We start from the raw sequence: 23,768 nt of genomic DNA, 5'->3' as shown, positions 1-23,768 counted from the left end.
AGAATTACCTCAGAGAACTTTGACCAGATAGCTGATCTTGTTGATCATGCCGCGAACTGAAGGTGTGTCCTGCAATTCGCTGACGCTGTTGAGCTTGCGCAAGCCCAGACCCCGAACGGTGTCGCGGTGGTCTTGTTTGCAACCGATAGGGCTGCGAACCAATTGGACCTTGACGGTTTGTTGTTGTGTTGTCATCTTGATGCCTTTTTGGTTTAAGCGAAGATGTCTTCAACGCTCTTGCCACGCTTGGAGGCAATCTCATATGCCGTTGTGCATTGAGTCAGAGCGTCTAAAGTAGCGCGAACCATGTTGTAAGGGTTTGACGAGCCATGGCTTTTGGCCACGATGTCAGTGATACCCATCACTTCGAAAACAGCACGCATTGGGCCGCCGGCAATGATGCCAGTACCCTTGGGAGCGGGCGCCATGAAAACGCGCGCTGCACCGTGGTGACCGTAAACGGTGTGATGAATGGTGCCGTTTTTGAGCGACACTTTTTGCAAGTTGCGACGTGCTTCTTCCATGGCTTTTTGAACAGCGGCTGGCACTTCTTTCGATTTGCCTTTGCCCATGCCCACTTTGCCATCGCCATCGCCCACGACTGTGAGTGCTGCGAACGCCAAAATACGTCCACCCTTCACAACCTTGGTCACGCGGTTGACCGCGATCATTTTTTCGCGGAGACCGTCTTCTGGACCGTCACCTTGTGCTTTTGCCTGAAACTTAGCCATTTGTAATTTCCGATCCGTTTAGAACTGCAAGCCAGCTTCGCGAGCGGCTTCAGCCAAAGCTTTGACACGACCGTGGAATGCAAAACCTGCGCGGTCAAAAGCCACTTTTTCAACACCAGCAGCTTTCGCTTTTTCAGCGATGCGCTTGCCGATCAATTGGGCTGCATTGGCGTTGCCACCCTTGCCGGCTGCGCCGAGTTCTTTGCGAACATCGGCTTCGGCGGTAGAGGCACTGGCCAACACTTTGCTGCCGTCGCCGGAAACGACGCTGGCATAAATGTGAAGATTGGTACGGTTCACAGTCAAACGTGCCACGCCTTGCTGTGCAATGCGGATGCGTGTTTGACGTGCACGACGGAGACGCTGCTCTTTTTTGGTCAACATGATGCAGCTCCTTATTTCTTCTTGGTCTCTTTGATCGTGATCTTCTCATCCGAATAACGGATGCCTTTGCCTTTGTAAGGCTCGGGAGGACGAACAGCACGAATCTCAGCAGCGATTTGACCCACACGTTGGCGGTCAGCGCCTTTGATGATGATTTCGGTTGGCGCAGGTGTTTCGACCTTGATGCCAGCAGGCATGTCAATGTTGACAGGGTGCGAATAACCAACCGCCAAGTTCAACTTGTTGCCTTGGGCAGCAGCTTTGTAACCCACGCCAATGAGGTTGAGCTTTTTCTCAAAGCCTTTGGTCACACCGATCACCATGTTGTTGACCAGCTGACGCATGGTGCCGCTCATGGCATTGGCTTCACGGGAATCGTTGACCGGAATGAAGGTCATCATACCGTTGTCATTGTTCACTTTGACCAACAGGCTAGAAGCGGTGGCAAGCGTGCCGCCAGTTCCTTTGACACTGATTTGGTCTTCTTTGATAGACACATCCACACCAGCGGGGATGGTCACAGGCATTTTTCCAACTCGGGACATTTTTTAGTCTCTCCTGCGCTTAAGCGACGTAGCAAAGAACTTCGCCGCCGACACCGGCTGCACGCGCTTTGCGATCGGTCATCACGCCCTGGGGTGTGGTGACGATGGCCACGCCCAAACCGTTGAGGACTTGTGGAATGGCATCGCGGCCTTTGTAAACGCGAAGGCCAGGGCGACTGACGCGCTCGATGCGTTCAATCACAGGGCGACCTGCGTAGTACTTCAGGGCAATGGAGAGTTCGGACTTGCCGCCCTCTGTTTTGACTTGGAAGCCGTCGATGTAACCTTCATCTTTCAACACCTGGGCAATGGCCACCTTCACTTTGGAAGAGGGAATTGAAACGGAGGCCTTGGCCACCATTTGGGCGTTGCGGATGCGAGTCAGCAAGTCGGCAATGGGATCACTCATGCTCATGTTGTATCTCCTCTGCCGATTACCAGCTGGCTTTGGTCACGCCAGGAATGTTGCCTTGGAAGGCTAATTCGCGAATTTTGGCGCGGCCGAGGCCGAATTGACGGAACGTACCACGTGGGCGGCCAGTGATGGCACAGCGGTTACGTTGACGTGTTGGGTTTGCGTTGCGTGGAAGCTTTTGCAGGCCCAAACGGGCTGCTGCGCGCTCTTCGTCGCTGCGTTTTGGATCTTGAGAAATGGCTTTCAATTCCGCGTGTTTAGCCGCGTACTTGGCTACCAATTTGTCTCGCTTGAGCTCGCGCTCGATCAATGCTACTTTAGCCACGTGTCACCTCAGTTCTTGAACGGGAAGCGGAAGCCGGCGAGCAATGCTTTGCATTCGTCGTCGGTCTTGGCCGTCGTGGTGATGCTGATATTGAGACCGCGCAAAGCGTCAACCTTGTCGTACTCAATTTCAGGGAAAATGATTTGCTCTTTCACACCGACGTTGTAGTTACCACGGCCGTCGAAAGCGCGACCAGAGATACCACGGAAGTCGCGCACACGGGGCAAAGCCACGGTGACGAAGCGATCGAGGAATTCATACATTTGCACGCCACGCAATGTGACCATGCAACCAATGGCTTGGCCTTCGCGGATTTTGAAACCGGCGATTGGCTTTTTGGCCTTGGTAACCACTGGCTTTTGGCCAGCAATTTTGGTGAGGTCGCCCACGGCGCTGTCCATGACCTTTTTATCGGCAACGGCTTCGCTCACACCCATGTTGAGGGTGATTTTGGTAATGCGGGGAACTTCCATAACTGACTTGTAACCAAACTTGGTCATCAGTTCTGGTGCGATTTTTTCGCGGTAATGTTGTTGCAGACGTGCCATCTTTATGCCACCTTGATTTCTTCGCCGCTGGACTTGTAAACGCGAACGCGCTTGCCATCGGCCAACAACTTAATGCCCACGCGATCAGCCTTGCCTGTTGCTGCATTGAAAATAGCAACATTGGACTGATGAATAGGCATGGTCTTTTCAATAATGCCGCCGTTGATGCCCTTCATAGGGTTTGGCTTGGCATGCTTTTTAACCAGGTTGATACCTTCAATCACCACATGCGAGTCATCGGCACGGAGCGACACGGTGCCGCGCTTGCCTTTGTCACGACCGGCGATGACGATCACTTGATCACCTTTGCGAATCTTGTTCATGGCGTGTCCTTAAAGAACTTCAGGTGCCAAGGACACGATCTTCATGAACTTCTCAGTACGCAATTCACGCGTGACTGGGCCGAAGATGCGGGTGCCAATAGGCTCCAACTTGGCATTGAGCAAAACTGCTGCATTGCCATCGAATTTAACGAGTGAGCCATCACCACGGCGAATGCCCTTGGCTGTACGAACGACCACAGCACTGTAAACCTCGCCTTTTTTGACGCGGCCACGGGGCGCAGCTTCTTTGATGCTCACTTTGATAATGTCGCCAACACTGGCGTAACGACGTTTAGATCCGCCAAGCACCTTGATGCAAAGGACGGACTTAGCGCCGGTGTTGTCGGCAACATCCAACCGAGTTTCTGTCTGAATCATTTCAATATTTCCCAACTTGCACCTTGTGCACCCCCAAAAATCAGAACTTTTTAGTTTGATTTTCAAAAGCACCAAGATCAGTCTTGGACCCGTCATCCACACTGCGAACCACTCGCAATGCTTTAGTTTGGGTAGATAACTCCGCCTTTTTTGAAAGCGAAGCCCGCGATATTACAACATTTATGGCCTGTGTCAACACTTTTTGAGTGAAAAAGCGATGGAAATATGCATTTAAGGCATTTGATAGGACTTTGCCAGGGCCTCGAAAGCCGCCAATTGGGGTGTCACCCCCGTTTCTGAGCTCAGAATTTCTGCCACCTGGGGCGCCACGGCCAGTGCCGCAGTGGCATCTAAGAACAGCAAGCGATTTCGGCGCGCCAACACGTCTTCCACGGTTCTCGCATATTCAAAGCGGGCTGCAAACCTGACCATGGCCTCATTTAAATGAGGCGCAAGCCAATGCTGCGCTCCCGGCAAGGTGGCCAACATTTCGGCTTCTGAGCCATATCTGGCGTATTGACCTTGTTCGCTGGATAAACCACTGTCGGCATCAGGGCTAGGCGCTCCCCACAGCTTGGTCTGGGCGGTAACATCATCCGAGGTCAATGAAAGCAGCTGGGCTTGGCGAATGGCTTGCATGACATCGGCGGCCATGGCACGGTAAGTGGTCCACTTGCCGCCCGTAACTGAAACCAAACCATTGGTGGCCACTTTCACGGTGTGTTCTCGGCTCACGCTTTGAGTGGCGCCTTGATCTTGCGAGGTTTGCGCTTTTCGCGCCAAGGGCCTCAGCCCAGCCCACACACTGGTCACATCCGAGCGCTGAGGCACTTTGACCAAATATTTGGCTGCCTCTTGCAAAATTTGCTCAATTTCAGACTCTAGCGCCTGCGGCTCCCATTCCACTTGGGCTTTGGGCGTGTCTGTAGTGCCCAACAACACTTTGCCTTGCCAAGGCACAGCAAACAAAACGCGGCCATCTTGGGTGTGCGGCACCAACAAGGCCGATGAACCCGGCCAGAAGGATGCGTCCACCACCAAATGAACGCCTTGGCTTGGCCTCACTGCTTGCGGCAATTTGACATCGGCGGCATTGCCTGGCGCGGTGTGTAGCATGGCCTCAATTTGGTCCACCCAGACGCCCGTGGCATTGACCACGCAACGCGCTTTCAGTGTGCGCTCTTGCCCCGTTTCGGCGTCTTGGCAGATCAAGCCTTTGATGCGCCCCGCCGGATGCTCCGTTACAAAGCCTTTGACGGGCATATGGTTGAACAGCATTGCGCCGTGGGCAGCAGCCGTGCGCGCCAAGGCCAAGGCCAAACGGGCATCGTCAAACTGGCCGTCCCAATACTGAACACCCCCCACCAAGTGCGTCACCCTGACGCCTGGCAAAGCCCGCACAGTTTCGGCATGGTTTAAAAAGCGCGTTGGCCCTAGCCTAGCGTGCCCTGCCAACAGGTCATAAAGCTTCAAGCCCAGGCCATAAAGCCATTGGTCTTTTCGCCGATAAGCGGGCATCACAAAGGGCATGGGCTGAACCAGGTGGGGCGCATTGGCAAGCAGATTTTTTCGCTCTCGCAAAGCTTCCCTCACCAAAGGCAACTGGCCTTGCGCCAAATAACGCACACCGCCATGAACCAATTTGGTGGAGCGTGATGAAGTGCCTTTGGCAAAGTCGTGCGCCTCCAAGAGCACCACTTTCAAGCCGCGCACAGCCGCATCCACGGCGACACCCAGGCCGGTGGCGCCGCCTCCAATGATGGCCAAGTCAAACTCTGGCGCATGGTCGAGTTGAGCCAGCAACTGCGCTCTGTTGGTCAACAAAGGATTCATGCCTTCATTTAATCTTTCGCCCAAGACCGCGCGCGCGCAACTGCTTCGCGCCAGCGCGCATGACCGGCCCGTCTAGCTTGTGCTGCACGCAAACTGATATTTGGGACAAATTTTCGATCTTGCGACCACTGCGCCGAAATTTCGTCTGCACCCGACCAGAATCCTGTGGCCAGACCCGCCAAATAAGCAGCACCCAAAGCCGTGGTTTCAGAAACGCTGGCGCGCACCACTGGCACACCCAATGCATCGGCTTGCATCTGCATGAGTAAATTGTTTCGGCTGGCACCGCCGTCTACCCGCAACTCCGTCAATGGCAAGCCGCTGTCTTTGGACATGGCAGAAAAAATATCGGCCACCTGCCAAGCAATGGCCTCGAGGGCTGCACGCGCAATGTGGGCGCGCGTGGTACCGCGCGTCATGCCCACCAAAGTGCCACGCGCTTGGCCATCCCAATCGGGCGCTCCCAAGCCTGCGAAGGCAGGTACCAAAAAAACATCGCCCGTATCGGAAACGCTGGCCGCCAGCGCTTCAATGTCGCTGGCGTTTTGAATGATTTGCAAACCATCCCGCAACCATTGCACCGTGGCGCCAGCCATGAACACAGAGCCCTCTAATGCATATGCGGTTGAACGCCAAGAGTCAGTTGTTGGAGGGCCTTGCCAAGCTACCGTGGTGAGCAGTTGATGCCGACTTTGAACTGGCACATGACCGGTGTTCATGAGCATGAAACAGCCCGTGCCATAGGTGTTCTTGGCCATGCCGGGCGTAAAACATGCTTGTCCAAAAGTGGCCGCCTGCTGGTCACCCGCCAGCCCCGCGATGGGAATCGAAGCACCCAAAAGATGCGCATCTATTTCGGCCAGCACACCACTGCTGGGCACCACCTGCGGCAAGATTGAAAAGGGGATATTGAATTGTTGGAGCAAACTTGCATCCCAGGCTTGGGTGTGCAAGTTAAACAACAAGGTTCGAGAAGCGTTGCTGGGATCGGTCACGTGAACCCGGCCGCCAGTGAGCTGCCAAATCAGCCAAGTGTCAATGGTGCCAAAGGCCAAATGTCCTTGCGCTGCCAAACGCCGAGCGCCCGCCACATGATCAAGCAACCACGCAATTTTGGTGGCAGAAAAATAAGCGTCTAGCACCAAGCCAGTTTTTTGTTGAATGCCCTTGGCAGCACCTTTGGCTTTGAGCTTGTCACAAAAACCTGCGGTTCTGCGATCTTGCCAAACGATGGCTGGCGCAATGGGCAGGCCCGTTCTGCGGTCCCACAACACGCTGGTTTCGCGCTGGTTGGTAATGCCGATGCCTTCTATTTGAGAAGCAGCAACGCCCGCCTTTTGCAACACCTCTTGCATGACTTTTTTTTGCGTCTGCCAAATCTCAAGAGCATCGTGCTCAACCCATCCTGGCTTGGGAAAGTATTGGGTGAACTCTTGTTGCGCGATGGCCACTGGCTTTGCATCGCGATTGAACAGCACCGCCCTGGAGCTGGTGGTGCCTTGGTCAAGTGCAAGGATGTACTTCATGACTCGAAGATTAACCGAAAGCCGCCCTCTGAAAAAGAGACAATAAGCCCAATTGACCGAATCGGACAAAATAAATCAAACTTTGAACAAAGCCGTTCAAGGCCTCCCTCTCTATCTCGAGAATGATTCATGACTTCATCGACTCACATTGATTTTCAAAATATGCGCTTGGCCTTCATTGGCGGTGGCAACATGGCCAGCGCCATTTTGGGCGGCCTGATTAGACAAGGACTTGCACCCAAGCAAGTGACTGTGATTGAACCGTTTGCAGAAACTGCCGACAAACTGCGTAAAGAATTTGACATCGAAGTTCATGCGGCAGCATCGGATGTTTTGGCCGATGCCAATTTGGTGGTTTGGGCGGTCAAGCCACAAGTTTTCAGAGATGCCGCTTTGCCTGTGGCTGCATTCACACCCAAGGCCCTTCACCTGTCGGTGGCAGCAGGCATCCGAAGCGACAGCATTGCACGCTGGCTTCACACTGAGCGCGTGGTGCGCAGCATGCCCAACACACCAGCCTTGGTGGGTCAGGGTATTACTGGCTTGTTTGCGCGAGCAAGTGTTTCGGCAAACGACAAAGCATTGGTCGAACAGGTCTTACAAAGCACTGGCGAGTGGCTGTGGGTTAAACAAGAGTCTGACTTGGATGTGGTTACCGCGCTTTCTGGCTCTGGGCCGGCCTATGTGTTTTACTTTTTAGAGGCCATGACCGAAGCGGGCGTTCAAATGGGTTTAAGCCAAGACCAAGCCTATCACTTGGCCAAAGCCACCTTTGGCGGCGCCACCCATCTGGCCCGTCAATCGACAGACTCACCTGAAGTGCTGCGCCAACGCGTGACCTCCAAAGGCGGCACCACTTATGCGGCACTCACTTCCATGGCCGATGACCATGTGAAAGAGGCTTTCGTGAAAGCCATGCTGGCAGCGCAAAAGCGCGCAGCTGAATTAGGTGATGAGTTTGGCAAAGACTAACCGAGGCGGCTCAAAGGTAGCTCAGCACCAGCCCCACAAACACTGCAAAACCCACCCAGTGATTCAATCGAAATGCTTTGAAACAACCCTCACGTGAGCGGTCTTTGATGAGCCAAAAATGCCAAGCAGCCTGCAGCGCAGCAGCAGCCAAGCCCACCCACAAAAGAGGCTTGTGAGTTGCATCTAGCACCACGCCCCAAATACCCACAAAGGCGGCATAAAAAAACATCACTGCAGCCACATCCCATTTGCCCAAAGTGATGGCAGAAGTTTTCATGCCAATTTTCAAATCGTCATCGCGATCGACCATGGCGTACTCGGTGTCATAGGCCAAAACCCAAAACAAATTACCGAGCAGCAGCGCCCAAGCCATCCAAGGGACTTCTCCAGTGACAGCAGCAAACGCCATGGGAATGCCAAAGCTAAAGGCAACGCCCAGTACAGCTTGTGGCATGGCCACATATCGCTTGGCATAAGGGTAGAGAAAGGCTACTGCTAGTGCTAAGCAAGACCACGCCAATGTTTCTTTTCGAAGAGTGAGCACCAAACAAAAGGCAAGCCATGCCAATACGGCACCAACCGCCAACGCTTCTTTGACGCTGATTCGACCGCTTGTGACGGGTCGATCTGCCGTGCGTTTGACATGCTTGTCAAAATCGCGGTCGGCCACATCGTTCAAACAGCAACCCGCGCTGCGCATGAGAATGGTGCCGAGCGTGAAAACAATGAGCAAATGCCATCCTGGAAAACCATCTGCAGCCACCCACAAAGCCGACAGCGTAGGCCACAACAGCAAGAGCCAACCAGCGGGTCGGTTCCAGCGAATCAGGTCTAAGTACAAGCTGAGTTTTTCACGCATGGCAGATGAAGCTTTTGGACGAGAGCAGCTTGCGTTGCACTTAGGAGAGGCGAGTCACCCCAGGCAGCTCGCAGGCATAAATGGCATTGCGGAGTGCGGCAATGGCTTCATAGCGCGTGAAGCTTTTGCGCCAGACCAAGACCACTCGGCGTGTGGGCGGCAAACCGCCCGCCTCATCGATGATGGGCAAGTACGCAATGTCGGGGTCTTCGTGTTTTTTGCGCTTGGCCTCTTTGGCCAGGGCCTCAGCTGGCACCGACAAACGCGGCACCAAGGTCACGCCCATGCCAGCGGCCACCATGTGCTTGATGGTTTCAAGCGAAGAGCCTTCAAAGCTTTTTCGGATGCCTTCTGCATTGCTAGAAAACCGAGCAAATTCTGGACACACTTCCAGCACATGGTCTCGAAAGCAATGGCCCGTGCCAAGCAGCAACATGGTTTCGTTTTTAAGTTGCTCTGCGGTGATCGATTTTTTCTTGGCCAGCCCATGCTTGACAGGCAAGGCGGCCATGAAAGGCTCATCGTACAAAGCGGCGGTGGCCAAACCCATGTCTGGAAAAGGCTCAGCCAAAATGGCGCAATCGATTTCACCTGCGCGCAACATTTCCATCAGTTTGACCGTGAAATTTTCTTGCAGCATCAAAGGCATTTGCGGTGCCTTCTTCATGATCTGCCGCATCAAATCGGGCAGCAAGTAAGGCCCAATGGTGTAAATCAAACCCAAACGCAAGGTGCCTGCCAAGGGGTCTTTGCCGCGCTTGGCAATTTCTTTGATTTCGGCCGCTTGCTCCAACACCCCTTGTGCATGGCGAATGATTTCTTGACCCAACGGCGTGGGGCTGACCTCGTTGGCACTGCGCTCGAACAATTTCACATCAAGCTCTGCCTCGAGCTTTTTAATGGCCACCGACAAGGTAGGTTGCGACACATAGCATGCATCGGCCGCTTTGCCAAAGTGCCGCTCGCGGGCCACCGCCACAATGTATTTCAGCTCTGTCAGGGTCATGCCAATTTCTCAAGCTTTCAAAAACTCCGATTTTCCACCCAACCAGCGAGCGATGTGTCGCTCGGCCATGTCGGGGTATTTTTCCAGCAACATCGGTGCTGTTTGCCTTGCCCAGTCAAGCAAATGCTCGTCGGTGGCCAAATCGGCAAACCGCAACATGGCGGCCCCCGATTGTCGCGCACCCAGAAACTCGCCTGGCCCTCTGATTTCCAAATCGCGTCTGGCAATTTCAAAACCATCGTTGGTGTCTACCATGGCGCGCAAACGCTCGCGTGCCGTTTCACTCAAGCGGCCGCCCTCGGGTGTGCCATACAGCAACACGCAGGCAGACGCCGCAGCACCGCGCCCCACACGACCCCGCAATTGATGCAATTGGCTCAATCCAAAGCGCTCGGCGTGCTCAATGACCATCAAGGAGGCATTGGGCACATCGACGCCCACTTCAATCACGGTGGTGCTGACCAACACGCCCATGCTGCCTTGTGTGAATTGGGCCATGACATCGCGTTTTTCTGTTACCGACATGCGGGAATGCAACAAGCCCACGGTCACGCCCGGCAACACGGCAGACAATTCTTCGTGGGTGGCCGTGGCATTGGTTAAATCCAAGGCTTCACTTTCTTCAATCAGAGGACACACCCAATAAACCTGTCGCCCTTCGGCCAGTTGCGCGCCAATGCGCCCAATGACTTGATCGCGTCGGCTGTCTGAAATCACTTTGGTCACCACAGGGGTGCGGCCGGGTGGCAACTCGTCAATGACCGAAACATCCAAGTCGGCGTAGTAGCTCATGGCCAAGGTGCGCGGGATGGGCGTGGCCGTCATCATGAGCAGGTGCGGCTCCATGCCAGGATCTTGCATTTTGTCTCTGAGCGCCAAGCGCTGTGCCACACCAAAGCGATGCTGCTCGTCAATGATGGCCAGCGCCAAATTTTTAAACTTCACTTGCTCTTGAATGACTGCATGCGTACCCACCACCAAATTGGCTTCACCGGATTCAATCAAGGCCAGCATTTCGGTGCGTTCTTTTTTCTTCTGACTGCCGGTGAGCCAAGCTACGCGCACGCCCAATGGCGCCAGCCAGCCCACCAACTTGGCAAAATGTTGTTGCGCCAAAATTTCGGTGGGCGCCATCAGGGCACACTGCCAACCGCCATCAATGGCCAACATGGCAGCCAAGGCCGCAACCACGGTTTTGCCTGCACCCACATCGCCTTGAAGCAGCCGGTGCATGGGCACAGGCCGTGCCAAATCTTGTGCAATTTCTTGGCCCACTCTGTGCTGTGCCGCTGTGAGCTGAAAGGGCAAAACTTCTTTCAACTTGTCGTGCCAACCGCCAGCTTTCACTTGCAAGGCGGGAGCTCGCAAGGTATCGCGCTCTTGTTTGGCCATGCGCTGTGAGAGCTGCTGCGCTAGCAATTCTTCGGCCTTCAGCCTTTGCCAGGCAGGATGCGAGCGGTCTTCAAGGGCCGCAATCGAAACCTCTGGTGTGGGATGGTGCAAGTAGTTAAGGGCTTGGCGCAAGCTGGGGGCTAATTTGCCATGGGGTGCAGAAGGCCAAGTGATGGCGGCAGGCAATGACTCGCCCAAATCGGCGCGCGACAAGGCGCTTGCAATGGCGCGTCGCAAATAGGTTTGCGGCAAACCGGCAGAAACAGGGTAGACCGGCGTGAGCACCGATGGCAGTTCACCCGATGCGGCTTTGAACGAAGGGTGCATCATGGTGAAACCCATCATCCCGCCCTTGACTTCACCTCTGGCCCTGATCACTTGGCCAACCGCCAAGGCCTTTTGCTGGGCTGGATAAAAGCTGAAGAAACGCAACACACAGGTGTCGGTGCCATCATCGACTCTCACCAGCAGTTGGCGACGCGGGCGCAATTGCACCTCGGATGAAACCACGGTGGCTTCAATTTGAACGGTATCACCCTCTCTGGCATCGCGCAATTTGACGATGCGCGTTTCGTCCTCGTAGCGCAAAGGGATGTGCAGCGCCAGATCGATGTCGCGCACCAAGCCCATCTTGCGCATGGCTTTTTGCGGCGCTGACAAGGGCTTTGCAGGGGGCTTAGCAGAAGGATTTGACGATGCATTGGCTAGCATCCTGACATTGTGCCGTGGATGCGCGCCTAAGTTAGCCCTGTGCTCAGGGCATTCTCTCGGCCGCCTTGGCCAACACAAAGGCAGACACCACATCTCGAATGGTTTTGCGTTCTGCCTGTGACAGCGACAAGTAACGGTCGATCATTTCACGATCGGCCAGGGCCATTTCAATGGGACCGTCATTCATTTCATACACATAGGTTTTGCCAGGTGCACGGCCAAAGCGAAGTTCGTCAGGGCTTACTTGCAGCCACTCAGCCAACACACGCAATTTGTCTTGCGTGGGCATGACTTTTCCCAAAAGCCAGTTGCGGGCCGTGTGCGGGGTAATGCTGCGCCCGTGGTAGCGAAGGTTGAAGGCGTTGGCCACCAGGGTCGGTGAAGCACGCACGCCCGCACTTTCCAACGCGCTGCGCAACCGATCAGCGAATTGTTGGGATTCGGATACTACTTTTGGCATGGGCGTACGGTACTGTCTTGGGTTAGCGCGATGTTGAATAAAGATAGATAGTTTCTTGAATGCGGTTTACATAATGCGCTTTGTTACAAAATTTAGAAACAATTACTTGGTCAAACATTGCGCTGTGTCATGGGACAATCAGTTTCTTTCACTTGGAACGGGTCTGGTTCGGCCCTCAAGACCATGACTTCTACTAGCAAACCCAAGCCAAATTCAAAGCCAAGCCCAGTCCTTCAAGCCAAACGCCAATTCAGTTTGAGCGACTTTGACTTTCACCTGCCCCCTGAACTCATTGCCCAACACCCTGCCAGCGAGCGCAGCAGTTCTAGGCTTTTAGACGGCAGTGCGCAAGAACCCATTGATCGAATTTTCAAATCCTTGCCCGAATTGATGCAAGCAGGCGACTTGCTGGTCTTCAATGACACCCAGGTGGTGAAGGCGCGAATCTTTGGCGAAAAGTCAACGGGCGGCAAAGTTGAACTGCTGATCGAGCGCGTGTTGCCCGATCACCGCGTGGTGGCCCACATGAAAGTCAGCAAAAAACCGCCCATTGGCGCAAGGCTTCACATGGGCATTGACGCTCAACAGGGCGCCGGCGGTTTTGAGGCCACTTTGTTGGGCCGCTGGCCAGATGACAAAGGTGCCTTGTTCTGCTTTCAATTGAAAGACCAACCACACGCCTTGATGGCTCAATATGGCCATGTACCTTTGCCGCCCTACATCGAACGGCCGCATGACGGCAGCGCGTCTGCCGCTGACATTGCAGAAGACGAGGCGCGCTACCAAACTGTGTTTGCACGCAACCCGGGTGCCGTGGCAGCACCCACCGCGGCGCTGCATTTTGACGAAGCGCTTTTGCAACATCTGAAAGAGCGGGGGGTGAGCACAGCCAGCGTGACCTTGCATGTGGGTGCGGGCACCTTTCAGCCGGTTAAGTCGGAAAACATTGCTGAGCACACCATGCACTCCGAGTGGTATGACATTCCTGAAAGTACCCAGCGTGCCTTGCATGAATGCAAGGCACGTGGCGGCCAAGTTTGGGCAGTGGGCACCACCTCGGTCAGAACTTTGGAATCATGGGCCCATTCGGGTCAAGCGCAAGGAGATACCCAAATTTTCATCACACCAGGCTTTGAGTTTCAATGGGTAGACTGCCTCATCACCAATTTCCATTTGCCCAAAAGCACCTTGATGATGTTGGTCAGTGCTTTTGCAGGCTATGACCATGTGATGGATTTGTACGCGCATGCCATTTCAAAGCAGTATCGATTTTTCAGTTATGGCGATGCCATGTTACTGAAGCGAGCTTGAGCTCTTTTGCCCTTCAACAACCCCTTGCCCAGATTGCCGCATGCTTGAATTTAAACTCCTCAAAACTGACCCCAACAGCCATGCGCGAAGAGGTCAGCTCACGCTCAACCACGGCGTGATTCAAACACCCATCTTCATGCCCGTGGGTACCTACGGCACCGTGAAAGGCGTCATGCCGCGAAGCCTTGAAGAAATGGGCGCGCAAATTATTTTGGGCAACACCTTTCACTTGTGGATGCGCCCCGGCCTTGACATCATGAAAAGCTTTGGCGGCTTGCATGGTTTTGAAAAATGGCAGAAACCCATCCTCACCGACTCAGGTGGTTTTCAGGTTTGGTCTTTGGGCGCGATGCGCAAAATCACCGAAGAAGGCGTGCATTTTTCTTCGCCCGTGAATGGCGACAAACTCTTCATGTCGCCCGAAGTGAGCATGCAAATTCAAAGCATTTTGAATTCAGACATTGTGATGCAGTTGGATGAGTGTACGCCTTATGAAACAAAGGGCCATCTCACCACTGAAGCTGAAGCCCGCAAATCGATGGAGATGAGTTTGCGCTGGGCCACGCGCAGTCAAAACGAGTTTGCGCGCCTTGAAAATCCAAATGCTTTGTTTGGCATTGTGCAAGGCGGCATGTTTGAAAACTTGCGCCAAGAGTCCTTGGACCATTTGGTTGAAATGAATTTCCCTGGCTATGCCATTGGCGGCGTGAGCGTGGGCGAGCCCAAAGAGCAGATGCTGCAAATCATGGCGCACACGCCGCACCGTTTGCCGGCCCACAAGCCGCGCTATTTGATGGGCGTGGGCACCCCCGAAGATTTGGTGGAAGGCGTGGCGCAAGGTGTCGACATGTTTGACTGTGTCATGCCTACCCGCAATGCACGCAATGGCACCGTGTTCACACGCTTTGGCGATTTGAAACTGCGCAATGCTCGCCACAAATCGGACCCACAACCCTTGGACACCACGTGCACCTGCTACGCCTGTGCAGGTACTTCAAACGTGTCTTGGGACGACGGCGGCAGAGAAGGATTTAGCCGCGCCTATTTGCATCACCTCGACCGCTGCGGCGAGATGCTCGGCCCCATGCTCACCACCATCCACAATTTGCACTATTACTTGCGGCTCATGCAAGAAGTTAGAACGGCATTAGAAGCCGATACCTTCTCGGCCTTTCAAGTGCAGTTCAAACAGGCACGAGCGCGCGGCGTTTGAGCAGGACGCAGGCGCGTCATCAAGCCTCTTCTTCTGGTGTGGTGAAAACCGTCAACACACCGGTGTAGCCATACAAGTGGTGATGGGCAATTTCGCCGCTGGCAAAAAAACCTACCAAAGGCACATCGCCTAGGGCATGGCGAATCCATTGCAACTCAGCACTGGGGCCGCCAAAGTGCGGACCGCCTCGCCCAGAGCAACTGACATACACAGCACCTGCAATGCGCCGGGCTAAGTGCGGCGCTGCTTCTGCTTCACTGGCGGCCAAGGCATTGGCCATTTCTAGGCTCAAAGTTTCGGGCTCTAACTCTTCTCGAATCTCAGAACAAATGCGCCGAAGATCAGACTTGGCGGCTTGCAAACTCATCTGACAAAAAGCCAATTTCTGTCCCACCTCCAGATGGTCGGCAATGGCCACGCCTTTTCGCGCAGGGTCTAGGCCCACAATATGGCGCACACGCACATCGGCACCCAAACTGCCGGTTCGGCCAACCCCTTGCTGACCTGGCGACGAGAGGCCTACAAGCGTCGATCGCACCGCTTTGAGTGCTGTTTGGGGCTCTGACAACGACACCTTCAAATCGGCCATGAGCACATCGAGCGCAGGCAAGCCATCGAGTTGGTAAACCACATGCCCTTCGGCTTCTGTGATCTCTCGCTCTTTGCTGATGGGCGCGCAACCCTGGGTCACGCGCGACAAAATTTGAACCTCTGGCGCCCACGCCACGCCGCTCAAACCACCCGAGAAAACGCCTTTCTGAGCAGGCTCTGAATCGTGCCATGCAAACTGCACCGCCTGCTTGCGACTGGCAGTGAGGCCGCCAAACAAATAAGCTTTTTGAGTTCGGCTTGCCATTTCTGCAATGAGCTCTGCCAGATCGGGGGTTTGCGGATCGGCATGCACAAGCGCACTGGCTGCTTCAAAGCTAGGAGGCAAGGGCTGAGCCCCCGAAAAAACCCGGTATTGCTGGGCTGGCAAATCACACAACATGAGGGCCATGCCGGGCTCGTCAAAATACTCTGCGTTGTTGGCGGCCACACCCACACCCACCGTGCCGGCCCAATCTTTCACCATGGGCAATTCTTGCTGGAGGTGCGCCAGAATAGCTTCCGCGTCATTGGCGTAATAGTCGGTGATGTACAGCAAACCTAAACGCGGACTGCTCGCATGGCCAGGCAAGGTCATTTGGGCGCGCAACTGGGCAATCACCAAGCCTGCTGCCATGGGCCACTGCGGGTGCGTGGCATGTCCGAAGGGAAACAAATTCATGGGGCTGGTTTTTTGGCGCGCGGTGCACGCGGCTTTTGGGCTTTGGCAGATCTTGGCGCTTTCGTTGCGCTTGTTTTTGTGCTTGTTTTTGCCGATGTTTTTGCGCTTGTCTTAGCTGTTTTTTTGCTAGGCTGAGCGCCCTCTTTCATGGCCTTGGCAGCCACATCTTTCACTGCTGCTGCCGCAATGTTTTGAAACTGTTGCGTGAGCGATCCCCACCACTGCATGGGGTCGACGGCAGGGCCTTTTGCTGCTTCTTGTTGGGGCTCAGTTGCTTTGACTTCTGGCTGGACCTCTGGCTTGATTTCTGGCTTAACTTCTGGCTGTAAATCTGGCATTTTGGCGGTAAAGGCTTTGGCCATTTCAGCCATGTTGACATTCATGCCTTGCAAGGTCGACAAGGTCATTTTTTGAACTTCCAAAGCCTGAATGGTGGCCTTCAGCGCATTGGTGTTTTGCTCCAGCCAAAACTGAACCGTTTTGAGCTCTTGAATGCGCTTGTCGAGTTCTTCGATGTTCAAGGTAGGCGCCACCCAGCTGGCCATGTTTGGCATGCCCTGCGGCGAGCCTTTAGCGCCAGGATTGGCGGCTTGTCCCAAGTTTTGCAAGAAGTCAAAACCAGGCACAAATTTTCCAAATCCGAAAGCTGATGTATCGCTCATGGGGGCTCCTTGGGGTGTGGGAGGCTCAAGCTTAACGCATACAGTGAACAAAGCCAGTGCAAGCAAGGCGTGGCGTCAACTGCGCGACCCACCAAGGCACGATCAAAAGTTAAGCTCTGGTTTTATCTCGTTATCTCTACAGGAAGACTCAACATGCTCACACTCTGCGGCTTTGGCGCCAGCAACTATCACAACAAAGTCAAATTGGTCCTGCTGGAAAAGGGCGTGGCCTTTGAAGAAGAGTTGGTCTGGGTGGGGCAAACCGATCCAGACGCTAGCCCCTTGGGCAAAGTACCCTATTTGAAAACAGCGCAAGGCTCAATCTGCGAGTCGGCTGTCATGGTGGAATACATTGAGCAGCAATACCCTGAGCATCCCCTGCTTTCCAAGGATGCCTTCCAAGCGGCCAAGGTGCGTGAACTCGTCATTTTTTTAGATTTGCACTTAGAGTTGGTGGCACGAAATCTCTACCCCGAGGCCTTCTTTGGCGGCAAGGTGAGTGATGCGGTCAAGGAAAAAGTGGGCGCACAGCTGGAGAAGAATGTGGCAGCATTTGCCAAGCTTGCGCAATTCAAACCCTTCATTGCCGGCAATGAAATGAGCATCGCCGACTGCACCGCAGCCGTTCATTTGCCATTGATCACGGCAGTTAGCAAAACCATGTACGGCCGAGATTTTCTGGCCGACTTGCCCGTCAAGGACTACATGAAGATGTGGTCGGAGCGGCCCAGCATGCAAAAAGTGCAAGCGGATCGCAAAGCCAACAATGAACTCTTCTTGGCTCGCATGAAAAGCAAGGCTTAAAAATGGGGTGAGCGGCGCTCTCTGAGGCTGGCCAAACCCTCTTGCACATCAGGCCCTGCAAAGCCCATGAACTCCAAGACCAGAGAAGCATCAAAGCTGGGGCCCGCTTGGCGCAACCAATTGTTCAAGGCATATTTGGTCCAGCGAATGGCCGTTTGGCTGCCATTGGCCAAGCGATCGGCCACCTCATAGGCCTTAGGTAATAGCTGGTCTTCTTCAACCGCCAACGACACCAAGCCAATTCGCTCGGCTTCTTCGCCACTCACAGGCTCACACAACAACAAGTAGTACTTGGCTTTGGCCATGCCACAAAGCAATGGCCAAATGATGGCGGCATGGTCGCCCGCTGCAACGCCCAAGCGGGTGTGGCCATCCACAATTTTGGCGGTCTTGCTGGCAATGGAAATGTCTGCCAACAACCCCGCTACCAACCCAGCGCCCACTGCCGGTCCGTGCATGGCACTCACGATGGGTTTGTCGCAGTTGATGACGTTGTAGACCAGGTCGCGGGCTTCTTTCCAGACCCTGCTGCGAATCTCGAAATCGCGCGCCATGTCTTCCACCAAGGCCAAATCGCCACCGCCCGAAAAGCCCATGCCTTCACCTCGCAGCACCGCAGCTCGCACGCTGTCATCGCGCGACACATCACGCCAAATTTCGGCCAGCTCCCAATGACCTTCGTGACCCGCTGTTGGCAGCTTGCCATTGCCACCAGGGCCACCGGCTTTCATCTGAATATCGAGCACCGTTTGATTGGCACCCCGACGCGTGATTTGCAGTGTTTGGTAGCGACTGTAGTCAATGACTTGGCTCATGAAGGTCTCCAGAAAAATGGTCAAGTTCGCATGAGGCCGTCGGTCAGGCTTGCTCGAAAGGCGCAATTTTCTGGTCAATGGCGCCAAACACACTTTGTCCGTCTTTGCCCTTCATTTCAATGCGAATGCTGTCACCGAATTTCATGAACTCGGTGCTGGGTTTGCCATCCAAAATGGTTTCAATGGCCCGCTTTTCAGCAATGCAGCTATAGCCTTTGGGCCACTCAGGCTTGCCATTGACGTCGATACTCTTGTTGCTAACCGTGCCACTTCCCACAATAGAGCCCGCGCGCACGTTGCGCGTTTTGCCAATGTGCGCAATGAGTTGGCCAAAGTGAAAGGTCATTTCGGGGCCAGCTTCACACATGCCTACTTTGCGACCGTTCCAAGTTGACTGCATGGTCAGGTGCACACGGCCATGATCCCAGGCATCGCCCAGTTCATCCAAGGTGACGGCTACTGGGCTGAAAGCGGTTGCTGGTTTGCTTTGAAAAAATCCAAAGCCTTTGGCCAGCTCATTGGCGATGAGGTTTCGCAAACTCACGTCATTGGCAAGCATTACCAAACGAATACCGTCCAAGGCATTTTCGGGGGAGACCCCCATGGGCACATCGCCAGTGATAACGGCAATTTCGGCCTCAAAGTCAATGCCAAAGGCTTCGTCGCGGCAAACCACTGGGTCGCAAGGCCCAATGAAGTCATCACTGCCGCCCTGGTACATGAGTGGATCGGTGTAAAAACTGTGCGGCACTTCAGAGCTGCGGGCGGCCCGCACCAACTCCACATGGTTCAAATAGGCTGAGCCGTCTGCCCACTGATAGGCTCTGGGCAAAGGGGCCATGCAGTTTGCCGGGTCGAAGGGAAATGCATGGCGGGCTTTGCCACTGTTCAGCGTTTGGTACAGGTCTTCGAGTTGGGGCGACAAAAAGTTCCAGTCGTCTAGTACCTGCTGCATGCGCAAGGCAATGCCAGTCGCATAATGTGCTGTGCTCAAGTCACGCGAGACCACAATCAATTGACCGTCACGTGATCCGTCTTTGTATGTCGCTAATTTCATGGGGGAGCCTCAAAAAAGAATCTCATTGATGTTTCAAGCTGAATGCAAAAGATTCAAAGCGTGTCTTCAGTTTAACCAATCTCAATCACCCTCTATTTTCCGACACACAAGATAGCTAGATTTTTTTCAAATGCCCGCTGACCGTGATTTAACCCAAGACAAGGCCCAACAGCGCCATGGCACCTTGGCCATGTTGGGTGCATTGGTGTTGGGCGTTCACCTTTGGCTGCTCTGGGCACCTGGCATCGATATTTGGAAAATTGAAGCAGAATCGCAAAAGTTGGGGCCCTTGCAAACCCGCATGGTGCCGGCCCCTATTTCCGCCGAGCCCAGGCCGCCAGCACAGGCACTGGCTCAGACTCAATCTAAACCTAAACCTATATTGAGGCCACCGCAAGCCTCGAATTCGCCCAGCACACTGCCCCCCGCCAACATCACAGCCTTGCCCTCCGAAGCTTTGCCGGCTCCAGAGGCCAGTGCCATCGAGGTCAGTGCAACTGAGGCCGCTCCAAAACAAGCCATTGCACCAGCGCCAAACCCTGCGCCGGAAATTGGGACTGCGGCCACTTCAACACCTGTACAGCCAGACACAGAAGTACCACCGATTGCAGCTGAAACATCTTTGCCCATGGCGCAAGCAACGCCGCCTGCATCAAATGCACTCACCGCCAAAACAGGCGACTTTCCCCCCAGTACCCAAATCAACTACAAACTGGTCGGGCAAGAGCGCGGTTTGATTTACAACGCATCCGGATCACTCAAATGGCAGGCCCAAGCTGCCAATGACAAGGGTTTACCCAGAGCCTACGAGGCAGAGCTTCAGGTCAAGGCATTTTTAATGGGCAGCCGTGTTTGGCGAAGCATAGGTTCGTTAACAGACAACGGGTTGGCACCGCTTCGATACTCCGACCGCTGGCGGGGTGAGCGCGCAGCCCACTTTGAAACCGCGAATCAAAAAATCAGTTTCAGCGGCAACATGCCCAGTGCCCCGTTACAAGCAGGCGCACAAGATCAAGTGAGCTTGTTCATTCAAATGGCGGCGGCAGTGACTGCGAAAAATTACGCGCCAGGCTCTCAGCTCATGGTGCAAACTGCCACCGCACGAGATGCCGTGAACTGGACAATCACATTCCAATCGACAGAAGAGATCGTCGTCGATGGCAAAAAGCTTGAGACCCAGCGTTGGGTTTGCTTGCCCAGAGGCAAGTACGACAGTCAAATTGAACTCTGGCTTTCACCTGCGCATGGCGGTCTGCCCTTGCGAATCAAGATCAGCCAAGTCAATGGCAACTTCATTGACATGGAAATGCGCAACACCGAAAAGCTACCCGCTTTGCCATCTTGAAAAAATTTACAACAACCCTATCTAAATGAGACAGACTTAAGTCAGAATGTCACTATGAACTTGTTGTACGAATCCGAATCATTTGCCGTCATGCATGTGTTGGCCAACGACACCGGCGAGGCTACTCCCCTCTCAAAGCCCCCCACGCTAGAGCGACACGGCTTTGAAATCGTCGACAAACGCTCGGGCAAAGAGGTTTACCTCGATGGCTCGTGGGCCGAAATGTTTCAAATGCACATTCAGGCCTGGCAACAAAATACCCCAACGCAAGAAGAGGTGGAAGACACCCTTGAGCGTTACACGGGCTTGGCACAGCAGCCTGTTGTCGTTCACTAGTTGCTACTCAATTAGCTTGCGCCATCAATCGGGCACCGCCACCCTGCGGTAAAGCGGCCCCACAATCAGCAACACAGCCATCAAGCGGCAAACCTGAAAAGCCGTGACCACGGGCGCGCCCAGTTCCAGCACTTTGGCCGTGATGGCCATCTCGGCAATGCCTCCCGGCGAAGTGCCCAAAATCAAAGTGGCCGGATGCAAACCAGTACCCAAGGCCAAGGCCCAACCAAAGGCTACCGATGCCAGCATCATGCCCACGGTACCAATTGCCACTGACAACAACCATTGCGGCGCTGTGCGAATGAACTCTTTCTTAAAACGCACACCCAAACTGATGCCAATGAAAAGCTGCGCCATGTTGGACATTTCAGAGGGAATGGCTGTCCATTGAACACCCGCCAAGGTCAACCCCATGGAGGCCAACAAGGGACCCATGAACCACGGGTTGTTGCGTTTGATGAGCACCATCAGCAGTGCGCCCACCAAGGTGGCCAAGCCCAAATAAAAAATGCCTGGCCACTGCAAAATTCTGGGCCCTGGCAACAGGCTGGAATTCACATTCAAACCAAAGTGCGCTTGAAACCATTGCATGGCAAATGGCAAACAAATGACCACCATCACAAGGCGCAAGCTGTGAGAAGCCGCCACCAAATCTGAGCGTGCATGGTGGCGGTCGGCCATGAGCGTCATTTCGGATGCGCCGCCAATGGCGCCTGCAAAATACGAAGTGGCGCGCATGTCTTTGGCGGAGAGCTCTGGCAGGTATGGCGCATTGCGCCACTGCAGCCATAGCCCAAAACCAAAGCCCAAGGCCAAGGCCCACACAATGCCGAGCAAAATGGCCCACCACAAGCTCAGCACCAACTGCCCTACTTCGGCCGTGAAATACAAACCCAAAGCGGCACCAATGGTCCATTGCCCCACATTGCGCAAATAGCCTGAACTCTTGGTGGGCGCACCCGACACCGACAAACAAGCCGTGGCCATTAAGGGCCCCAGCATCCAAGGAATGGGCGTGTGAAGCCACTCACACAGCAGCGCCGCCGCTGTGGCCACCAGCAGTGTCAATGACAATTGAAAAAAGTAAGGCAACGCGCGCAAAAAACTCAGGCGTGTTTTCGAATGCTGTCTGCCAGTGTGTTGACCATTTGATCAATGTGCTCTTTTTCAACAATATATGGCGGGCAAAGGACCAAATTTTCTCCTGCAGAACGCACCAACACGCCCTTGTGAAAGCAGTCTAAGAAGATGTCGTAGGCACGTTTTCCGGGCGCTCCTGGAATGGGAGCAAGTTCAACAGCGCCGGCCAGTCCCAAGCTGCGAATGCCAGTGACATTGGGCAAGCCCTTGAAGGCGCTGTGCATGGCATCGCCCAACACGGGGCCCATCTGGCCAGCACGCGCAAACAGATTTTCTTCTTTGAGCAAATTCAAAGTGGCAATGGCCGCCGCGCAAGACACAGGGTGGCCAGAGTAGGTGTAGCCGTGAAAAAACTCTACTGCATATTCGGGCGCGCCAGCGTTCATCATGGCGTTGTAAATGAAGTCGCGGCAAACCACGCCGCCCAAAGGAATGACGCCATTGGTGACGCACTTGGCAAAGTTGAGCATGTCGGGCACCACGCCGTAGTAGTCGGCACCAAAGTTGGTGCCCATGCGGCCAAAGCCCGTGATGACTTCGTCAAAAATAAGCAAGATGCCGTGCTTGTCGCAAATCTCGCGCAGGCGCTTCAAGTAGCCTTTGGGCGGCAAATACCACCCAGCAGAACCTGCCACCGGCTCCACAATGATGGCCGCCACATTGCTGGGGTCGTGCAAGGCCAAGATGCGGCCTTCTAGTTCTAAGAGGGGGTCTTCTTGCCAAACGGGTTCTTGGTTGTGAATGTAGGCATGGTTCACTGGGTCGTGAATGAAGCGCATGTGGTCGACACGCGGCAGCAGCTGAGCGCCATAGACTTTGCGGTTGGCAGGCAATCCGCCCACGCTCATGCCCCCAAAATTAACGCCGTGGTAGCCTTTTTCGCGGCCAATGAACACATGGCGGTGGCCTTCGCCGCGCGCACGGTGGTAGGCCAATGCCACCTTCAAAGAAGTGTCGGCGGCCTCCGAGCCGGAGTTGCAGAACAACACTTTGTTGAGATCGCCCGGGCACAAATCGGCAATCATTTGGGCGGCTTCAAAAGCCTGATCGTTGCTGACTTGGAAGGCCGTGGCGTAATCGAGGGTGTCGAGTTGCTTTTTGATGGCCTCGGCAATGGGTCTGCGGTTGTGGCCAGCGCCCACACACCACAAGCTGGAGATACCGTCGACCACTTTTCGGCCATCGTGGGTGGTGAAGTGCATGCCGTCAGCCGCCACAAAAACACGCGGATCTTGCTTGAAATGGCGGTTGGCCGTGAACGGCAACCATTGGTGGTCCATGTTGATTTGAAAGGCGCCCGGTGCGCGCTGAGTTTCCTGAGAAGACATGTGATCGCCTCGCTTCAAATAAAGTGCCAAAAGCTGGATAAAAACAGTGTAACCCCGTGAAAGTCTCCGTTTCGGCAAA

The 23,768-nt window shown here is 54.4% G+C and carries 27 protein-coding genes; 6 read left to right on the top strand and 21 right to left on the bottom strand.

Annotated elements, in window-relative coordinates; translation table 11 throughout:
- Positions 1-9: 9 nt before the first annotated feature.
- From rpmD to glpK, 11 genes are all read right to left on the bottom strand, one after another.
- Positions 10-195 (bottom strand): 50S ribosomal protein L30, encoded by a 186-nt coding sequence (gene rpmD / locus B9Z32_RS02055; protein WP_108419719.1) that lies wholly within the window; start codon positions 193-195, stop codon positions 10-12.
- A 17-nt stretch (positions 196-212) separates the two neighbouring features.
- The gene (rpsE, locus tag B9Z32_RS02050; protein WP_108419718.1) at positions 213-731 is read right to left on the bottom strand and encodes a 30S ribosomal protein S5; all 519 of its coding nucleotides are present in this window, start codon (positions 729-731) and stop codon (positions 213-215) included.
- A gap of 18 nt (positions 732-749) precedes the next feature.
- Positions 750-1,115 carry a 50S ribosomal protein L18 gene (rplR, locus tag B9Z32_RS02045; protein ID WP_108419717.1) on the bottom strand — a complete coding sequence of 122 codons (366 nt, stop codon included), beginning with the start codon at positions 1,113-1,115 and terminating at the stop codon, positions 750-752.
- Positions 1,116-1,126: 11 nt separating this feature from the next.
- Positions 1,127-1,660, bottom strand: coding sequence for a 50S ribosomal protein L6 (gene rplF / locus B9Z32_RS02040; protein ID WP_108419716.1), 534 nt, complete (start codon positions 1,658-1,660; stop codon positions 1,127-1,129).
- Positions 1,661-1,679: 19 nt separating this feature from the next.
- Positions 1,680-2,075, bottom strand: coding sequence for a 30S ribosomal protein S8 (gene rpsH, locus B9Z32_RS02035; protein WP_108419715.1), 396 nt, complete (start codon positions 2,073-2,075; stop codon positions 1,680-1,682).
- 19 nt (positions 2,076-2,094) lie between these two features.
- Positions 2,095-2,400: a 30S ribosomal protein S14 gene (rpsN, locus tag B9Z32_RS02030; RefSeq protein WP_055359580.1), complete on the bottom strand. Its 306-nt coding sequence runs from the start codon at positions 2,398-2,400 to the stop codon at positions 2,095-2,097.
- A gap of 8 nt (positions 2,401-2,408) precedes the next feature.
- On the bottom strand, positions 2,409-2,948 hold the full coding sequence (gene rplE / locus B9Z32_RS02025; protein WP_108419714.1) for a 50S ribosomal protein L5: 540 nt from the start codon (positions 2,946-2,948) through the stop codon (positions 2,409-2,411).
- A gap of 2 nt (positions 2,949-2,950) precedes the next feature.
- Positions 2,951-3,271, bottom strand: a complete 321-nt coding sequence (gene rplX, locus B9Z32_RS02020; RefSeq protein ID WP_108419713.1) for a 50S ribosomal protein L24 — start codon at positions 3,269-3,271, stop codon at positions 2,951-2,953.
- A 9-nt stretch (positions 3,272-3,280) separates the two neighbouring features.
- On the bottom strand, positions 3,281-3,649 hold the full coding sequence (gene rplN / locus B9Z32_RS02015) for a 50S ribosomal protein L14 (RefSeq protein WP_053172537.1): 369 nt from the start codon (positions 3,647-3,649) through the stop codon (positions 3,281-3,283).
- Positions 3,650-3,880: 231 nt separating this feature from the next.
- Positions 3,881-5,482: a glycerol-3-phosphate dehydrogenase/oxidase gene (locus B9Z32_RS02010; RefSeq protein ID WP_108419712.1), complete on the bottom strand. Its 1,602-nt coding sequence runs from the start codon at positions 5,480-5,482 to the stop codon at positions 3,881-3,883.
- 8 nt (positions 5,483-5,490) lie between these two features.
- Entirely contained in the window at positions 5,491-7,008 is a 1,518-nt protein-coding gene (gene glpK / locus B9Z32_RS02005; protein WP_108419711.1) for a glycerol kinase GlpK, read from the bottom strand.
- 129 nt (positions 7,009-7,137) lie between these two features.
- On the opposite strand from glpK, the gene proC reads away from it, so the two are divergent.
- Complete coding sequence (proC, locus tag B9Z32_RS02000) at positions 7,138-7,980, top strand: pyrroline-5-carboxylate reductase (protein WP_108419710.1); 843 nt, start codon at positions 7,138-7,140, stop codon at positions 7,978-7,980.
- A gap of 10 nt (positions 7,981-7,990) precedes the next feature.
- On the opposite strand, the gene ubiA is transcribed toward proC, so the two are convergent.
- Genes ubiA through B9Z32_RS01980 form a run of 4 tightly spaced genes read right to left on the bottom strand, consistent with a single transcriptional unit; the run spans position 7,991 to position 12,408 of the window.
- Positions 7,991-8,839, bottom strand: a complete 849-nt coding sequence (ubiA, locus tag B9Z32_RS01995; RefSeq protein ID WP_108419709.1) for a 4-hydroxybenzoate octaprenyltransferase — start codon at positions 8,837-8,839, stop codon at positions 7,991-7,993.
- Positions 8,840-8,879: 40 nt separating this feature from the next.
- Positions 8,880-9,845, bottom strand: a complete 966-nt coding sequence (locus B9Z32_RS01990; protein WP_108419708.1) for a hydrogen peroxide-inducible genes activator — start codon at positions 9,843-9,845, stop codon at positions 8,880-8,882.
- Positions 9,846-9,854: 9 nt separating this feature from the next.
- On the bottom strand, positions 9,855-11,948 hold the full coding sequence (gene recG / locus B9Z32_RS01985; protein WP_108419707.1) for an ATP-dependent DNA helicase RecG: 2,094 nt from the start codon (positions 11,946-11,948) through the stop codon (positions 9,855-9,857).
- Positions 11,949-11,991: 43 nt separating this feature from the next.
- On the bottom strand, positions 11,992-12,408 hold the full coding sequence (locus tag B9Z32_RS01980) for a hypothetical protein (RefSeq protein ID WP_108419706.1): 417 nt from the start codon (positions 12,406-12,408) through the stop codon (positions 11,992-11,994).
- Between the two features lie 183 nt (positions 12,409-12,591).
- Between B9Z32_RS01980 and queA the strand changes: the two genes are divergently transcribed.
- Positions 12,592-13,719 (top strand): tRNA preQ1(34) S-adenosylmethionine ribosyltransferase-isomerase QueA, encoded by a 1,128-nt coding sequence (gene queA, locus B9Z32_RS01975; RefSeq protein WP_233248023.1) that lies wholly within the window; start codon positions 12,592-12,594, stop codon positions 13,717-13,719.
- A gap of 40 nt (positions 13,720-13,759) precedes the next feature.
- Positions 13,760-14,932: a tRNA guanosine(34) transglycosylase Tgt gene (gene tgt, locus B9Z32_RS01970; RefSeq protein WP_108419704.1), complete on the top strand. Its 1,173-nt coding sequence runs from the start codon at positions 13,760-13,762 to the stop codon at positions 14,930-14,932.
- A gap of 19 nt (positions 14,933-14,951) precedes the next feature.
- Here the strand turns inward: tgt and B9Z32_RS01965 are convergent, their stop codons facing one another.
- The gene (locus tag B9Z32_RS01965; protein WP_108419703.1) at positions 14,952-16,202 is read right to left on the bottom strand and encodes an FIST N-terminal domain-containing protein; all 1,251 of its coding nucleotides are present in this window, start codon (positions 16,200-16,202) and stop codon (positions 14,952-14,954) included.
- Positions 16,199-16,864: a PhaM family polyhydroxyalkanoate granule multifunctional regulatory protein gene (locus tag B9Z32_RS01960; protein ID WP_108419702.1), complete on the bottom strand. Its 666-nt coding sequence runs from the start codon at positions 16,862-16,864 to the stop codon at positions 16,199-16,201. The genes B9Z32_RS01965 and B9Z32_RS01960 overlap by 4 nt, the downstream gene beginning before the upstream one ends.
- Before the next feature lie 153 nt (positions 16,865-17,017).
- On the opposite strand from B9Z32_RS01960, the gene B9Z32_RS01955 reads away from it, so the two are divergent.
- A complete protein-coding gene (locus B9Z32_RS01955; RefSeq protein WP_108419701.1) occupies positions 17,018-17,668 on the top strand; it encodes a glutathione S-transferase in 651 nt (216 codons plus the stop codon).
- Here the strand turns inward: B9Z32_RS01955 and B9Z32_RS01950 are convergent.
- Both B9Z32_RS01950 and B9Z32_RS01945 read right to left on the bottom strand, forming a co-directional pair.
- Entirely contained in the window at positions 17,665-18,483 is an 819-nt protein-coding gene (locus B9Z32_RS01950) for an enoyl-CoA hydratase/isomerase family protein (RefSeq protein WP_199219922.1), read from the bottom strand. The two genes, B9Z32_RS01955 and B9Z32_RS01950, sit on opposite strands and share 4 nt — an antisense overlap.
- A 43-nt stretch (positions 18,484-18,526) precedes the next feature.
- On the bottom strand, positions 18,527-19,540 hold the full coding sequence (locus B9Z32_RS01945) for a fumarylacetoacetate hydrolase family protein (protein WP_108419700.1): 1,014 nt from the start codon (positions 19,538-19,540) through the stop codon (positions 18,527-18,529).
- Positions 19,541-19,670: 130 nt separating this feature from the next.
- Here B9Z32_RS01945 and B9Z32_RS01940 point away from each other — a divergent pair, with 130 nt between their 5' ends.
- A complete protein-coding gene (locus B9Z32_RS01940; RefSeq protein ID WP_108419699.1) occupies positions 19,671-20,885 on the top strand; it encodes a DUF3108 domain-containing protein in 1,215 nt (404 codons plus the stop codon).
- A 54-nt stretch (positions 20,886-20,939) separates the two neighbouring features.
- The gene (locus B9Z32_RS01935; RefSeq protein ID WP_108419698.1) at positions 20,940-21,221 is read left to right on the top strand and encodes a DUF3567 domain-containing protein; all 282 of its coding nucleotides are present in this window, start codon (positions 20,940-20,942) and stop codon (positions 21,219-21,221) included.
- 24 nt (positions 21,222-21,245) lie between these two features.
- Here the strand turns inward: B9Z32_RS01935 and B9Z32_RS01930 are convergent, their stop codons facing one another.
- Positions 21,246-22,331 (bottom strand): AbrB family transcriptional regulator, encoded by a 1,086-nt coding sequence (locus B9Z32_RS01930; protein WP_369909820.1) that lies wholly within the window; start codon positions 22,329-22,331, stop codon positions 21,246-21,248.
- Positions 22,328-23,689 carry an aminotransferase class III-fold pyridoxal phosphate-dependent enzyme gene (locus B9Z32_RS01925; protein WP_108419697.1) on the bottom strand — a complete coding sequence of 454 codons (1,362 nt, stop codon included), beginning with the start codon at positions 23,687-23,689 and terminating at the stop codon, positions 22,328-22,330. Before B9Z32_RS01925 ends, B9Z32_RS01930 begins: the two co-directional genes overlap by 4 nt.
- Positions 23,690-23,768: the final 79 nt, after the last annotated feature.

The sequence above is a fragment of the Limnohabitans sp. MMS-10A-178 genome, from assembly GCF_003063375.1.
Classification (GTDB): Bacteria; Pseudomonadota; Gammaproteobacteria; order Burkholderiales; family Burkholderiaceae_C; genus Limnohabitans_A.
Note: the sequence above shows the minus strand (reverse complement) of the source record. Positions and strands in the feature narration are given on the sequence as shown.